General features: G+C 41.5%; 12 protein-coding genes. 6 read left to right on the top strand and 6 right to left on the bottom strand.

Annotation, left to right across the window (positions count from 1 at the left end; translation table 11 throughout):
- Positions 1 to 8 precede the first annotated feature (8 nt).
- Positions 9 to 968: an ABC transporter ATP-binding protein gene (locus tag G586_RS23900; RefSeq protein WP_081674470.1), complete on the top strand. Its 960-nt coding sequence runs from the start codon at positions 9 to 11 to the stop codon at positions 966 to 968.
- On the top strand, positions 965 to 3331 hold the full coding sequence (locus G586_RS25320; RefSeq protein ID WP_051204925.1) for a CDP-glycerol glycerophosphotransferase family protein: 2367 nt from the start codon (positions 965 to 967) through the stop codon (positions 3329 to 3331). Before G586_RS23900 ends, G586_RS25320 begins: the two co-directional genes overlap by 4 nt.
- Positions 3332 to 3440: 109 nt before the next feature.
- Here G586_RS25320 and G586_RS0118765 read toward each other — a convergent pair whose 3' ends face one another.
- The gene (locus G586_RS0118765) at positions 3441 to 5123 is read right to left on the bottom strand and encodes a right-handed parallel beta-helix repeat-containing protein (protein WP_026528942.1); all 1683 of its coding nucleotides are present in this window, start codon (positions 5121 to 5123) and stop codon (positions 3441 to 3443) included.
- A gap of 178 nt (positions 5124 to 5301) precedes the next feature.
- On the opposite strand from G586_RS0118765, the gene G586_RS0118760 reads away from it, so the two are divergent.
- A complete protein-coding gene (locus tag G586_RS0118760; protein WP_026528941.1) occupies positions 5302 to 8358 on the top strand; it encodes an Ig-like domain-containing protein in 3057 nt (1018 codons plus the stop codon).
- 50 nt (positions 8359 to 8408) lie between these two features.
- On the opposite strand, the gene G586_RS0118755 is transcribed toward G586_RS0118760, so the two are convergent.
- Positions 8409 to 10283, bottom strand: coding sequence for a diguanylate cyclase (locus G586_RS0118755; protein WP_026528940.1), 1875 nt, complete (start codon positions 10281 to 10283; stop codon positions 8409 to 8411).
- 72 nt (positions 10284 to 10355) lie between these two features.
- Entirely contained in the window at positions 10356 to 11198 is an 843-nt protein-coding gene (locus G586_RS0118750) for a hypothetical protein (RefSeq protein WP_026528939.1), read from the bottom strand.
- Positions 11199 to 11450: 252 nt separating this feature from the next.
- On the opposite strand from G586_RS0118750, the gene G586_RS0118745 reads away from it, so the two are divergent.
- On the top strand, positions 11451 to 12137 hold the full coding sequence (locus G586_RS0118745) for an MgtC/SapB family protein (RefSeq protein ID WP_026528938.1): 687 nt from the start codon (positions 11451 to 11453) through the stop codon (positions 12135 to 12137).
- A gap of 17 nt (positions 12138 to 12154) precedes the next feature.
- On the opposite strand, the gene G586_RS23890 is transcribed toward G586_RS0118745, so the two are convergent.
- The 3 genes from G586_RS23890 to G586_RS0118730 all read right to left on the bottom strand — a co-directional run bounded on the left by G586_RS23890 (position 12155) and on the right by G586_RS0118730 (position 14458).
- Positions 12155 to 13453, bottom strand: a complete 1299-nt coding sequence (locus G586_RS23890) for a DUF5605 domain-containing protein (RefSeq protein WP_051204924.1) — start codon at positions 13451 to 13453, stop codon at positions 12155 to 12157.
- Between the two features lie 118 nt (positions 13454 to 13571).
- Entirely contained in the window at positions 13572 to 14225 is a 654-nt protein-coding gene (locus tag G586_RS0118735) for an HAD family hydrolase (protein ID WP_026528937.1), read from the bottom strand.
- Complete coding sequence (locus G586_RS0118730) at positions 14222 to 14458, bottom strand: hypothetical protein (protein WP_026528936.1); 237 nt, start codon at positions 14456 to 14458, stop codon at positions 14222 to 14224. The genes G586_RS0118735 and G586_RS0118730 overlap by 4 nt, the downstream gene beginning before the upstream one ends.
- Positions 14459 to 14678: 220 nt before the next feature.
- Between G586_RS0118730 and G586_RS0118725 the strand changes: the two genes are divergently transcribed.
- Together G586_RS0118725 and G586_RS26710 are read left to right on the top strand one after the other, a co-directional pair.
- Positions 14679 to 15245: a rhomboid family protein gene (locus G586_RS0118725; protein ID WP_026528935.1), complete on the top strand. Its 567-nt coding sequence runs from the start codon at positions 14679 to 14681 to the stop codon at positions 15243 to 15245.
- 262 nt (positions 15246 to 15507) lie between these two features.
- A partial coding sequence (locus tag G586_RS26710) for a hypothetical protein (RefSeq protein ID WP_196811648.1) occupies positions 15508 to 15875 on the top strand: 368 nt, incomplete at its 3' end.

Below are 15875 nucleotides of genomic sequence, written 5' to 3'. Positions count from 1 at the left end.
AGTAGGATATGTCAGTTATAGAATGTAAAAACGTCAGTGTTATATATAAGACCGGTGATTTTAAATCAATAGGTCTTAAGGAATATGTTGTAAGAAGACTTAAGGGTAATTTTACGGTTAAGGAATTTTATGCCGACAAGGATGTAACCTTTTCACTTGAAAAGGGCGATATGCTTGGAATTATAGGAACAAACGGTGCCGGTAAAAGTACAATCCTTAAGGCTATTACAGGAATCATGAAGCCTGCACAGGGAAAAGTAAAGACTAAGGGAAGAATTGCTGCTTTCCTTGAGCTTGCCAGCGGATTTGATCCCGAGATGACCATTAAAGAGAATACCTACCTTAGAGGTGCAATGCTTGGTTACACCAGGGATTATATTGATGATCGATACGAGGATATTATAAAGTTTGCTGAGCTCGAGAAATTTGAAGATTATACCTTCAAACAGCTCTCAAGCGGAATGAAGAGTAGACTTGCCTTTGCTATTGCGAGCCAGTGTCAGCCGGAGATCATCATTCTGGACGAGGTTTTGAGTGTCGGTGACGGCGCTTTCAGAAAAAAGAGTAAGGACAAGATGATGGAGATACTTGAGTCTGATGTTACGGGAATTCTTGTGTCTCATTCAGTGAGCCAGGTCAGAGAGCTTTGCAATAAAATATTGTGGCTTGATCACGGTAACCAGATAGCGTTTACCGATGAAAAAGACCTCTATCTTGATGCCTATGAGGAATTCCTTGAGAGCAAGATGCTGCCTCAAAATGAAGAAGATATTAAAAAAATGGCAGCAGAGCATCATATAAAGGAGCAGGCAAGACTTGAGGCGGAGAGCAACAAGGAAGCAGCAAGACTTGAAGCGATCCTTGAAGAGGGAGAGAAGTCATCTGCGATCTACGCTGCGATCAATATTCTGCAGAAGAATTGTCCGGATGTATTAAATAAAAAATATCTTAAGGAAAATATGAAATGAGATTTTTTAAAAAGCTTTATGGAAGCATTTTCAGGTTTGTAACGAGAAAGATCATCTTCCAGATTTATTTTTGGATGTGTTCCAGAGCACCAATTGAGGAAAACAAGGTCACATTCATGGAGCTGAGACTCCCGAATCTTTCCAATAATTTTCAGCTTCTTCATAAAGAGCTTACTGAGAAATATGACCTTAACGTCAAGGTTCATTATATAAGGCAGGGATTCGCCAGAGGAAAGGACAAATACGGGAGGATATTCGCTTTTCTTAAGGATGCGGCGACTTCCAAGTATATCATCCTCAATGAAGGCTCTGATATAGCCGGTGGAATAAAGAAGCGCGAAGGCCAGCACATAATGAATACATGGCATGGCTGCGGTGCCTTCAAGAAGTTTGGAAGAAGCACAAGAGATAAGATTTTCGGTGACTCCGGAAAAACTGCTGACAGATATCCCGGACATCCCGATTACGATCTTGTTACCGTAAGCAGTCCTGAGATCGTTTGGGCATACGTAGAGGCTATGGGCAAGGAAGACAAGCCCGAGTGCATTAAGCCCTTAGGACTCAGTCGTACAGACGTATTCTATGATGAAAAATTCATAGCACAGGCAAAAGAGAATGTAGCAAAAGAAGTTCCTGCAAGTAAGGATAAGAAGATCCTGCTGTATGCGCCTACCTTCAGAGGAAGAACAAAGTGGGCATTTTCACCATCTGAGCTTGATATAGGAAAGTTTTATGAAAACTTCCACGAGGAATATGTCCTTCTGTTCAAGCATCATCCGATTACTCACGAAAGGCCTCAGATTCCTGCAGAGTATGCTGATTTTGCCTTTGATGTAACAGATTCACTCTCAATCGAAGATCTGCTCTGCGTCTCGGATATCTGCATATCTGACTACTCATCACTTATATTTGAATACTCAATCTTCGAAAGACCTATGGTATTCTTTGCATTTGACCTTGATGAGTACTTTGACTGGAGAGGCTTCTACTATGACTACGATGAACTGACACCGGGTCCCGTGTTCTCTACTAATGATGAGATGATAGATTACATCAAGCACATTGATGAGAGATTTGACAGGAACGTTGTCAGAGAGTTCAGAAACAAGTTCATGGCATCCTGTGATGGTAATGCGACAAAACGAGTTATCATGGACTTCTTCGGTAATGATATTCAAAAGTATGTGAAGGCCGGTTCAGATCCTGAGGTATCGATTGTAATGCCTTCATACAATGTCTCCGAGTTTATTGATGAGTGCCTTAAATCTGTAATAAAGCAGACCTTTAAGAATATTGAGATCATTATTGTGGATGATGAATCCACAGACGATACGGTAAGTAAGATCCGAAAATATATGGAAAAGGATAAAAGGATCAGCCTTATCGAGCAGAAGCACTCCAATGCAGGTGATGCCAGAAACAGAGGCCTTGAAGCTGCTAAGGGTAAATATGTAATCTTCTGGGATACTGATGATTTCTTTGAGCTTGATGCCATTGAAAAGATGTATAAGCAGGCTGAGATGGACAAAGCCGACATCTGTCTGTGCAACGGCAATAATTTCGATGGCGCAACCAAGAGAATAATGGAGACCACGAGAAAGCTCAATGAAGAGTGGATCCCTGAGAAGGTTCCGTTCAATTATGAGAGCGACCCTGATCATTTCATTCTTGTGACGGCACTTCCGCTTTGGAATAAGCTCTACAGAAGAGATTTCCTGATGGAGAATAACATCAGGTGCCAGAGTCAGCCCAAGATAAATGATGCGTATTTTTCACTGGTGTCCCTGTATGCTGCAAAGAGTATTACGATTGTAAATGAAAAGCTCATTCATTACAGAATAAATGAGGCAACCAGTACCACCAGAACTACTGATGTTTCACCTCTATATGTATTTGATGCTTATGAAAAGGCCAAGGATTATCTGGTAGAGAAGGGCATCTATGAAGAGGTTAAGCGCGGATTCGTGAATAAGGCTCTTACGGGTTATCTCTACAGTCTAAGAAAACAGTGCGAGTTTAATAATATCGATAATTTCAAGGCTGTATTTGATTACATGAAAGACAAGGCTTTGCAGAAGCTTGGAGTTGATGATCTTGAGCCCGGCTATATTTATGAGTCTGATAAGGAAGAAAAATATAGTACTATCAGAGATGAGAGCTATGAAGTGTATCTTTTTGATTATCTTCAATACAAAATCGGAGCCTATGACAACACTATCCTGACCCATAAGGATAAGTATCAGAGGCTTATGAAGAAATATGAAAGAATGAAAAACTCATTTGCATATAAGGTGGGAATGAAGGTCACCTGGCCGATTCGTTATATAAATGCCAGACTTCACGGAACAAAGATTGATGAATAATGCAGCACCCCCGGACAGAATCAATGATTGATTTCTGGTCGGGGGTGTTTTTTTTAATCATATGTAGAGAGATGATCCTTAAAATTCCTTATACTTGTTCAGAAGAGGTTTATTTGACGGTAACCTTTATCTTTGCAGAGAATTTTCCTCTCTTTAAGGTCAATACAGTTGTTCCTTTTCCTTTTGCACTAACCTTGCCTGATTTGTCAACGGTTGCTACGGAACTATTCTCGGAACTGCATTTCGTTTTGCCCTTCTGTCCAAAGGTATTAACTGATACAGTTTTACCTTTTTTCAGTGTTAAGAGAGCGCTGTCAGCTGCAAAGTATTTACCATAGCCACCATAAGGCTTCTGGCCGGGTTTTGTAATCTTATTACCGAAGGTTACCAAAACCTTACTCTTCTTGTCCTGAACATCGATGCCGTTTGATTTCGGCTTAACAATAGTGTTTTCGGAAATCTCAGCGACTTCGGACTTCTTGTAGACACTGATGCCCTGTTTCTTTACTTTCTTGATGGTGTTGCGGCTAATTACAGTACCCTTGGACTCCTGAATGAAGATTCCATGAGCCTTGGTATTTGTTACTGTATTTTCTTTAATTATGTCATTTTCACTACTGATGACAGCAATGCCGTGGCTCTTGGATTTATCTATCTTATTGCCGGATACGGTAACGCCATCACATTTTTCAACTCTTATTCCGTTAGTTGCAGCACCGGAAGATGTCGTGCCGGAAACAGTACTGTTCCTTACATTTTCCGCATGTATTGCGTAGGCATGAGGTCCCTTAATCTCATTGTTTGTAACGGTATAACCGCTAAGCTTGGTATTGCCAATACCGGATATACGGATACCGCATGGATTTTTGCCGCTGGAATTGTTCAGGTTGATCTTATTGTTAGAAATGGTAATTCTTGTATCGTATGCAGAGGGGCTGCCTGAGATTTGCTGATCAGATACTCTGCAGTCTACACCAAATGCAACTCCGTTAAGAGTATTGCCATCTATAAGAGCATCCTGCCATGCTACGGTCTCAATTGCAGTACCTGTGATATTTGTGAAGGTACAGCCCTTTACAGTCATGTTCTTAAAAAGGTTGTTGCCCTCTATTCTGTGAGCGCCAAGTGCACGGCGAACATTATTGAAGGTGCAGCCTGAGATGGTGACATCTTCGCAGGGCGTATAGTCAATGGGAGCTACTGAGAAGTGATCACCTGCTATATCGAAGCTGAGAGCCTCATAGGTACCAAGATCCTTATCATCCTTATAAATGCCATCCTTAAAGGTGCAGCCTGTTACGTTTACCTTTTTGCATGCACCAAACTCAAGCATATGGTTGCTCTGAGCGCCGGTGAAGGTAACGTTTGTGACATTAAGGTTATTGGCATGACCAAAAATTACCATGCCGGTTGATGTAGAGTCGATTTTTTTTATGGTGCCATTCATAATTGTTATGTTGGAGTACTTCTCAAAACCACCTACATTATTGCCATAGTCTGCATCTGTAAAGAGCATGGATTTACCGGTATTTCCGGACAGAGTATGACCGCCAAGATCAAGGGTCGTATCACTTGAAAGCCATATAGGAGCAGTTATGGTGATATCCTGAGATAACGTGATTGTTCCGGGCGTTTTGATGCCTGTAACGATTTCATGGGAAAGCGTCCTCAATTCTTCTCCGCTTGATACGGTATAGGATGTACCTTCAGCCTTGGATACAAAGCTTGTGGTTCCCAGAATCATCATACAAGCCAGCATAAGTGATAAAGTAATAGACAATCTTTTTATCATTTAGTATTACCCCCTCTCATAGAAAAACACAAAATTGTAGAGAAGTATCAATATTATTATTTTACCGAAGGGTTATCATAATTGAAATTAACAAAGTCTGAAATTTTATTTAATCTTTTAATACTCATTAAATTTTTGTAAAATGAGAACATGCATTTTTTTATTTGGAGGGTATGAGATGAAATTTAATAACCGGATTGTTGCAGCGATTCTGGTGGGCGTGGTCTCTTTTTCGACCTGTTTCTCCGGAAGTCATGTAAATGCGGCTAGTACTAATGATGTGTCGATTGATAGTGAATTCGTAGAAAACTCAGAAGAAAATGCTTCTGATAACGCTTCTTCAGATAATGAAGAGCAGGCTACAGATGATACAGCGACTGGAAATAATACTTCAGAAAGCGTAGATAATGAAGGACAGGCTTCTGATGGTGCAGCTCAAAATGCTGGTTCAGAGGATGAAGGTTTGGTGACTGGTAGTTCAGAGGACAGTGAACAGGCAGCGGAGGGCTCGGCAACAAGTGAGACAACAGATCAGAGCTCAGACGTTGAGAATTCTGAAGCCGAGAGCGCAAGGGATACGAATTCTGCATCCGATAGTGCAGCTACAGATAAGACAGAGGCTGATAATTCAGAGGCTAATGGTTCGGAAACTGACAACAAGGTGTCTGAGGATACAGAAGTTAAGGACGCAGAGAGTAATGGCGCGGATGCTGATAATTCAGAAGCTAAAGAGTCAGAAGAAGCTTTAGATAAAGAAAAGACTTCTGCTGAAGATGAAAAAAAGGAGCCTTTAAAAAGCGAAGCATTTCATTACGAAGCGGATGCAGAGGGCTATCATTTCACTCTGACGGCAAAAGAGAATGTAGTTCCGGATGGTACAACAGCAAAGATCGAGCTCCTTGATAATGACAGTGATGCGATCGACAGAATTAAGGAGACAACTGATAAGCTTGTTGTTTCTGCAGATGTATTTGACATCAGACTATTTGACGAAGCGGGTACAGAGATTCAGCCCCAAGAGGGAAGTGTACATATCTCTCTTAAGCTCTCAGATGAAGCGATAATAAAGCAGAGCGAGCTTGAAGGCGATACAGAGCTTAAGCTTATTCACATCCATGATGAGGAGCCAAAAGAGCTATCAAGCGAGGCTACAAGGGAAGATTCAGACCTTGAGATGCCAAGGGAAGCTGAAGTTGAGAAATATGTCTCAGAGGATATGATTGATCCTGAGACGCAGCAGCTTAAGGATGGCGCCGATTTTCAGACAAAAATTCTTGAGAGCTCAGAGCCTGAGGGATATTATCAGGACATTACCCTGGACTTCGATACAGATTCATTTTCTGAGTTTGCTGTTGTCAATGCTTTAAGATATTCATTTGATGACAGGACAACAGTTTCGGGAAATGAGACAGTAATAAACCTTACGGGAATGACGAGTGAGCTTACGGCAGATTTTCGTAATGTGCTGGAAGATGCGTTAAAGACAGCCTGGGCTGTTACTAAAACTGATCAGACGAAGTTTTACAGGATAATCATTCCTGCAGGAACTTATTATAAAAAAGCAGATACCAACCCGCTTCATATCGGCTCCAATACTACTATTCAGATGGACAATGTGACCATTATTAACCAGAAAGACGGTCGTATGTTGGTTGCTCCGAAGCTTAATGATGCTGAAGCTCAGGGAAAATATGACGATTACAAAAATATCAAGCTTATAGGCGGCTGCTGGGACGGAGCAGGAGTTTCTGCAACCTCTTCACTAATTAAGCTTGCACATCTCACAGGACTTGAACTTCAGAATGTGACACTGCAGGGCGGTGCTTCTCCCCATATGTTGGAGCTTGCAGCCTGCAAAAGCGTTAAAGTGACAGGTTGTACATTTAAGGATACAATGCATGGAAGCAATGAGCTTGAGGCTTTTCAGATTGATGTTATGAAGGAAGGCTCATTTACCTACGATCAGGACCCTGTATATGATGATTATCCATGTTCTGATGTTGAGGTTTCCGGATGTACTTTCTCAAACCTGTACAGGGGCTTTGGAAGCCATGGAGCGCTTGTTGGTCCCTTCTATTACAGCAATGTAAATGTTCATGACTGTACATTTACCAACATCATCAACACAGCGGTAATGTGTACCATGTGGAAGGATTCAAAGGTAACAGGTAATGTATTGACTAATGTCGGAAGAGGAATTGATACTACAACATACACCTGGTACACAGGCTATCCTACGGAAGACGAGACGGTGAATGTTAATAGCTTATCCTACGTTTCAAATACGGAATTTTCAGGTAATACAATAACGCTTGGAGGAGCTGACAGAGACAGCAGTATCAGGACCGGTATTCTGCTTTCCGGGTATTACAGCGATAACGAGACTGATGATTATCCCAGAGGACTTTATACAACCAGCGGTTTCACAGTAAGTAACAATACCATTCATGGTTACAATGACTGGAATAACTACAGGGCGGACGATGTGTTTGCCGATGTTTACACTTTATATACAAAAGGTGCCGTAATAACGGGTAACACCCTTAACAACAACAGCTACGGAATACTTATTCAGGGTGGCGGTGAGGCATCAAACTTAAACTCCAATACTTTCAGCGGAGAGAAGGACGCCAGCATTGCAGTAAGGCACGGCGGAATTGTTTACGATATGTCCGGAAACATACTGACACATGACTGTCCTTATGGAATCTATGTTGATGATACGGCAAGCTGTAACGGTACATGCGAGATTCCCTGGGATTATATTATGGGCGCCGGCGAGAGCCTTAGCACCAGAACTGATGAGTTTTCGCTTTTTACAAATGATCTTAGTAGCAAGGTTCAGGGTACATACGCATCCAGTAAGAAATCCGTTGCAAAGGTAACAAAAGCCGGAAAAATCAAAGGTGTTAAAAAGGGTAAGGCCACAGTTACTGCATCCTGGGACAGAGGAAGCGGAGTTGTAAACATAACTCTTACAGCGAATATCAAGAAGGCTCCTACCAAGGTGAAAATTGCTAAGAACAAGAGCCTCAAGAAAGGGTCAACATACCAGTTGAAACCTAAGGTAAACAGCGGATCGCGTTGCAGTAAATATACATATAAAAGCAAAAACAAAAAGATAGCTTCTGTAAGTAAGACAGGCCTTATTAAGGCAAAGAAGAGAGGTGTTACCACGATCACTGTGAAATCCTACAATGGAGTGACAGCAACCATTACGATAAAAGTAAAATAAATAAGGCATAGGAAAGGATTTTCCTATGATAAAAAAATCTCCCGGCAGTATTACTGCTCGGGAGAATTATTTTGCATTTGTTTTTTCATCTTATACATCTCTTCGTCGGCGAGAGCGATGATCTTATCAAGGTCAAGAACTTCGTTAAATACAGTAGAATAAGCGCCGTAGCTGGCAGACACGGTATAGCCGAGCTCTTTGCTCTTTTTCTTAAGCTGAGCTTCCATTGAAGCTATGATATCCTGGCTGTTGCAATCGCCGGGAACCAGAGCAAGCATCTCATCACCGCCAAACCTTACGCACAGCGAACCGGCAGGGCAGACAGCCTTAAGTACCTTGGCTACTGTAGCTATTGCGCGATCGCCCGCAGCGTGCCCCAGTGTATCATTTATAAGCTTTAGTCCATTTAGGTCAGTCATGATGATCGTAAGCTTCTGGCCTGTGTTCTGAGGCGCATCCTTAAGCTCCTCAAGCTTTGCAAGGAACGCCAGTCTGTTGTAGAGACCTGTCAGAGCATCATTTTGATACATCTTCTGAATCTTATCACGAAGGTATTTCTGATAGCGTATGGTTACATAACCGCCAAATCCCATTCCGAGACAGTTAGTAAGGCTCGGGGTCCTTGAATAGTCGATGAGATCGTACCTGTTAAAGGTATAGCAGACAAAACCGATAGTTTTACTCATGTACTCAAGGGTATTGAAAATGATGGGATATCCTGTTGCCATAACCGTGTCAAGGTGGGGGAGTATCTCTTCCTCCTTGTACGGATAAATCACATTATCTTCGTTGTAACCGTTATATAGGACGCTCCTTGAGGTCTTTTCCATATCCTCAAGGAAGTAGTTATGCTCAATGTTGAAGCAGGCATCCTCCATAACGAGGCACATATTCTTGGTGATCGAATTGGTGACTGAATTGGAAAGATGCCAAAGGCAATCACTGATTTTGTCACTTGCCATGATGTTGGAGGTGAGGTCCTGCATGATATATATATCATCCTGATGATGATAAAATCTGTTGTTGAAGCCGTGAACAGCTGATACCCAATTTATCTGCTTGCGAGGACAACCACAGGATTCATTCGGGATGAAGGATGGAACTATCCATTTGACTAAGTTTTTCTCGCCCTGAAGTACAGCTGAGACAACATTCATTACTGTATCAGCAAGCTCTGAGCTGTCGCATATAGCCGTTGTGATTCCGGGTGTTGATAAAAATGCCTCATCGATGCCATCAAAACCGGATACGATAACATCATCAGGAGCATTCACTCCTGCAGAACTAAAGACATCGCAGACGTTAATAGCCATAATATCATTGGCACATATAATAGCATCGGGAAGCTCATCTCTCTCAAGAAGCTTTCTGGCAGCAGTTCTGCTGGGGATTGACCAGAAATCGCCGTAACTTAGCATGCTGTCATCGAAAGTAAAGCCATTTTCCTCTATGACCTTCTTGAAGATTTCAAGACGTTCGTTTGAAAATTCGCTTTTTCTCTTTCCTGCCATGAAATGAGGGCGCTTAACCTTATGATCTTCAATGACGTGTCTGACAATGGCTTCAAAGCCCTTGGCGTAGTTGAATTTTACAAGGGAAACATTTTCATAATCACCATCAATAACGATAGATGGAACGTTGTTCTTATTTGCTCTGTCAATTATGCTAAGAACAAGCTCTCTGCATTTGATCTTTTCATCCATGATAACAATTGCGTCAATTTTGTCATAGGGAATAAGGTCGAATACTGATGCCTCAGCAATGTGAGAATTGCCGATGTTACCAATCTCGGCATTCATTGCATATATGAAAAGACGACAGTCTGATTTCTTTAAAAGCTCATTGAGTGCTTCGATAAAAGCAAAGACCTGAGTGTCGTATATTCTGTATGTACATAAGGCTATAATTTTCTTGCCGTTTATCATGGTGCCCTCTCATAAGGTTACTTTTTGTAAAAGGAACTTAGTTCTCCATTTAATATTTTATCACATTAAATGCTACTGAGAATCAGTTAGGTCGGATTTTTCAGAGTTTTTATCAATTTTTATTATCAGGTTTAAAATGTGACTATGATGGAAAATAAATACCGCAATGAGAAGAAATATATGTGTGTAAAAAGCTCCTACAATATAGTAGTTCCTCTCAAGAAGGAAGCCTGCTTCGAATCCGAAGAAGCAAAGTAGTCCTGAGAGAGTAAGTCCCAGCATCAAGAGGGGAAGCTTTATGAAAATGTTCTTCATTGCCAGTAGAAAATCCTTAAAGGATGCGTCGAAATAAACAAAGCGTCCTATCATAAGACCGAGATAATACATCATTACAGGGCTGTATTCGCTCTCATCACCGATTACATTAAGAAACATCAGGATAAGGATGACATAAAACATGCCGAGCATTCTGATGGATGCGATGTCATCGCGGGACAGCCGTTTTAAAGGAATGATCAGCTTATCAAGAATCGTGTTTAATACACAGGAAAGACAGATAAGAAGAAGGAGTACGAAATCCTTCCAGTTTTCCCAGACATACATGAATTGCCCCAGTATGCCGCTCTGATGTGTGCCCTGAATCAGTGAATATACGTGATTCAAAACAACGTAGGCGCATGCAAAGGACATTACAGATGTAGCTGATATGATCATTTCATATAAAAGCTGAACTGAATTGTGAAAACGCTCTGATATAAGACGCTTGCGCTCTTCGCGGTTGCGGCAGGTCGTAACGATCTCTGTGCCTCCGAGAATGAGAAAATCACAGATGATTATTCCGGCAAGCGCAGCCAGAAAAAAGATAAACTTTTTAGGTAAGGTAAAGTCTGGATTTGTGTATGCATCAATAGTCATGGTAAACTCCTCCTGTTTTTCACACCAAAATTCATTTTAATGATTTTGAGAGCCCTTTTACAAGTCTTGACAAGTGGAAAATTGTGTTTATGAAAAATAGTTTTAACAGAAGGGCAATAATATATTTTATTTATCCGGGATAATAACGATATATAATATAGATAAGAGGATATTACAGTGCGCTGTATTTTGAAATTGTCACCTGAAAATGATAATGAGAAGTACATGTTAGTAGGAAGCGGAGGGCACTGAATGGAAATACTTGAGTTTTTAAAGAGTAATTCTGAAGTGGCTGTGGTATTAAGGCTTGTTGTTGCGACGCTTTGTGGCAGCCTTATAGGATGGGAACGTTTTGTGAAAGGACATACTGCCGGGATCAAGACCTTTGCGCTTGTAAGTCTTGGGTCCGCAGTTGCGACTGCTCTTAATGTTTATCTTGCCATGCTTCCGGGGTTAAACGCGGATGTGAGCCGTATTCCGGCCGGTGTTGTTAGTGGTATCGGATTTCTCGGTGCCGGAACGATTCTCATCACCGGAAAAAAGCAGATTAAAGGTCTTACAACTGCAGCTTCTCTGTGGGTAACCGCCTGTATGGGAATGGCGATTGGCGCAGGCTATATAATTGTCGGTATAACCTGCTTCGTGCTTGTACTTATTGCAAATGTAGTACTCATGAATGTCAGCAATATCGTAGAAGAGTACAGCAAGTACCTTAGCATCTATATCGAGGTCAATAAAGGAAGTGTTACAAAGCTTAATAAGTTCCTGGCTGAAGAAGAGCTGGCTGTCAGCAGCATGACCAAGAGCAAGGAGAAGACGCTTCAGAATTCTGATGTGGCTCTTCTTATCGATATTGAATGCAATAAAGGCCGCGCACACAGAGACATTATCAAGAGATTGCAGGAACTTGATTATGTGAACTATGTGGAAGAGGTGTAAGAAGTAAAAGAGATATTTTATACTTCTTTTGCTATAACGGCCATGTAGGGGTGGCCGGGAAGGTCTATAGTGACCTTGCCTGATACATTTTTAGCTATAACCTCTCTTGTCATATTCCAGGTATCGATCACTTCTACGTTATATTTTTTATCTGAAGGCAGGTTAAGAGTATCCTTTGCACAGCATCTGAGATAATAGTAGTTAATGATGGCGCTGTCATTCTTGCAGTGGCCGCTATAGCAGTGTTCTGCGTAGAAGTGCATGTGGCGATTCTCTGGTGTCATATTGTCGATTGCGCTCATAAAGCTCACAAATACCGGATCTTTTTCCATCTCTTTTCTCTCGTCTGCGGAGAGCTCCGAAAAATAGGGAATTCCTCCCTTTGGCGGCATTATGGGTCCCGGGAGTTCTTTTACTATTTCCTTTAAAAAGGCGATGCGTGCAGGAGAAGTTCCCTTTAACTGACCTCCCTTGGACCACCACAGAATGTCGTTATCATCAAGGAAGGTCTCGCCGTGAGTACAGTAAGCGCCGCTTACCATAACCTGCCAGAACCTTGCTGTCATCTCTTCACCTGATATTGAACCCCAGAAATCAGGAATGTTTCCTTCGTAGCAGCATTCATCCACCATAATTGGTTTTCCGAATTTTCTCACAAGACCGGCAACATCAGGAAATCTCTTGGTCTGATAGGAACCATGAGTGATATTGGGTCTTGAAGTATCCCAGGGAATGAAGCAGTTGTGATTGGAGATGAGGTGATGCCTGTTATCGTGGGATGCGAGGTACTCCTCAATCTCATACCAGTGCTCGAGGCTCTTTCCTGAAAGCAGAAGATCATACTCATTTGCAAGACTCCACCAGATGTTATCAAGATGTCCGAGCTTGTCTATGCAAAGCTGAAGGTATTTAAGATCGTCTTCCTTGGATAACCTGGAGAATCCCCACCTGTCATAAGGGTGGAAAAGGATAAGGTCACACTGGATTTCCATGTCATCAAGACGAGCGATGATGCTTTCAAGGTGATTCCAGAAATCGTCGCATGGAGAGTCTACGTCCCAGATGTCAGAGCTGTCTTCCTTCTTTTTGAAGGGATAAAATTCCGGCTCATTCTTATTATATGTATAATCTTTTGGGAAAACGCACATCCTGACCTTATTGAAGGGCGAGTTTTTCAAGCTTTCAAATGTTTGCTCAATCAGCTCAGCTGTCTGATGCGCAAAGGCATAGATGGTCGTTCCGAAGGGATAGAAGATAGTTCCATCCTCATATTCAAAGTGTGTGTCTACTGCCTTTATCATTCCATGCTTACTCATGCTATATATTCTCCTTGAAGGTGAAGGTGATTCTGCGAAAATTGGCAAATCACGTTGGCTTCCCCTTGGGGGGAAGGCTATAAAACCGCAAGTTACATCCCGAATATAAAACCGCAAGTTACATCCCAAAGATAAAGCTCTTGAGTTCCTCAGTTGTCTCTGCAAAGTGCTCGGTATCGGCACCAGCAGCCACGAGCTCATCCCTTGTCCTAAAGCCCCACAATACAGTAATCATAGGAAGCTCTGAATTCTTGGCTGTAGCCACGTCTATATCGGAATCGCCGACATAGATGGCGTCATGTTTATCAATGCCAAGCTCAACCAAAGCAATATCAACAAGCTCACGGGAGGGCTTTCTCGGAACGCCATCACGGGCGCCTACAGACACTGTGAAAAGTCCGTCAAAATACTGCTCTACAAGTCTTTTTACGTTTTCGTCAGCCTTATTGGAAACAACGGCAGTTTTGATGCCGGCTTCCTTGAGCTCCGCAAGTAAATGGCAGATTCCCGGATAAGGTTTTGTGTTATCCGCACAATGAAGAGGATAGTAGGTTTTGTGACTTTCAAGAACTGATTCTTCTATATTAGAAGGAGTTCCATCGGGAATAGCTTTATTAACCAGATATACCATTCCCTTTCCTACAAAATGCCTGACTTCTTCAAGGCTGCGCTCAGGCAGACCGTTTTCTTTAAGTGCATGATTAATACTATTCTTCAGGTCTTCGAGACTATTCAGAATAGTACCGTCCATATCAAAAATTACTGCTTTCATTGTCTGCTCATCTCCATCATGGTTCTGAAAAGTTCAATATCGTTCTGGGTTACCTTGATATTGCACTGCTTGGAAGAACCTTCAGGAGTGGTGATCTTCATATCGAAAATAGTGCCTTCTGTTAATGCATCATCCCTTACGGCGTTGAAAAATGGAAACACACGGGGATGCTCCTGCTTGAAGGTACCGAATTTTTTCTGTAATTCCATAAGGATCATAGGATTGATATTCATATAAAAACCTCACTTATAATAATTCTATAGCATGCAAATAATAATTTTTTTGTATGCAAAGCAATATCTATTCTACGGAAAAATTCAGTTATATTCAATGGTTGGTGTAGCGCATGGATTATGACATCATAAAATCAGGGGATCAGCATAAACCTGATTTTTCAACCTTAAAATGTGATATCATTATTTATATAGATGACAAATTCAGGGGGCTATGCAAATGAAAAAACTAAAGATTACTTTCAATTCACCTGTTATACTTTGTTTCGCGCTGCTTAGCTTGATTGCGCTGCTTTTGGGAATAATCACAAAAGGAGCCAGCACAACTGCGCTCTTTTCGACCTATAGGTCAGACCTGAAGTCACCGCTTACATATATCAGATTATTTACATATGCGCTTGGTCACAGTGGATGGGAACATTTTATTGGCAATATGTCATATATTCTTCTGCTTGGACCTGCACTTGAGGAAAAATTCGGTTCGGTAAAAACTCTCATAGTTATACTTGTAACAGCCCTTATCACAGGTATCGTGAATTCATTATTCTTCCCAAGCGTTTCACTATGCGGTGCCAGCGGAATTGTATTTGCTTTCATTATTATGACTTCATTCACAGGATTTAAGGATGGAGAAATCCCGCTGACATTTATTCTTGTTGCGGTTATATTCATTGGGCAGCAGATCATTGAAGGGGTGTTTTTAAACGACAACATCTCGAACACTGCGCATATTGTTGGTGGTATTGTAGGAGCTGCTATAGGCTATATATGGAATAGGAAGCAATAGAATCATCTTTTGAATGTTTTTTTCAAAAAGCCAGAAAAGAATTATCAGACAATAATATTTAATTGATTTAAGAACCGCACAAAGCGGTTCTTTTTTCTTCTTTTTTTATACAATTTTTGTATAAATCACGAATAATTATGATTGTCAAGTACGAGTTATGAATGATTTGTTTCATATTCTGTAGTTACTTTCGATAATTTATTTCATATAATAATTTATATTGCAATAATTAACTATTTTTTTTATCGAGGGGAGAAGTGCTATGCGAAAAAACATCGCAAGAAAGCTTGCAGCATTTTTAGCTTTTGTAGTACTGTTGACAACCTTTGGGTCTGATTACAACAGTATCGGCGTTCGAGCTTCTACAGAAGAAGATGCGTTCGAGCAAGTAGAATCCAATCAATCAATTGAAGATAGTATATGGCAGCCTCAGGACGAGAGCGTCGATGACGCAGCAGCTGCCGAAGCAGAGACAGCACCTGCCGAAGAGGCACCTGCCGAAGAAGCAGCACCTGCCGAAGAAGCAGCACCTGCCGAAGAGGCACCTGCCGAAGAAGTAGCGCCCGCAGAAGAGGCAGCGCCTGCAGAAGAGGCAGCACCTGCAGAGGAAGCACCTGCCGAAGAAGCAGC

Origin of the sequence: Butyrivibrio sp. VCD2006 (assembly GCF_000423925.1) — a bacterium.
Taxonomy (GTDB): Bacteria; Bacillota; Clostridia; order Lachnospirales; family Lachnospiraceae; genus Butyrivibrio.
This window is presented reverse-complemented; position numbering and strand designations above follow the sequence as displayed.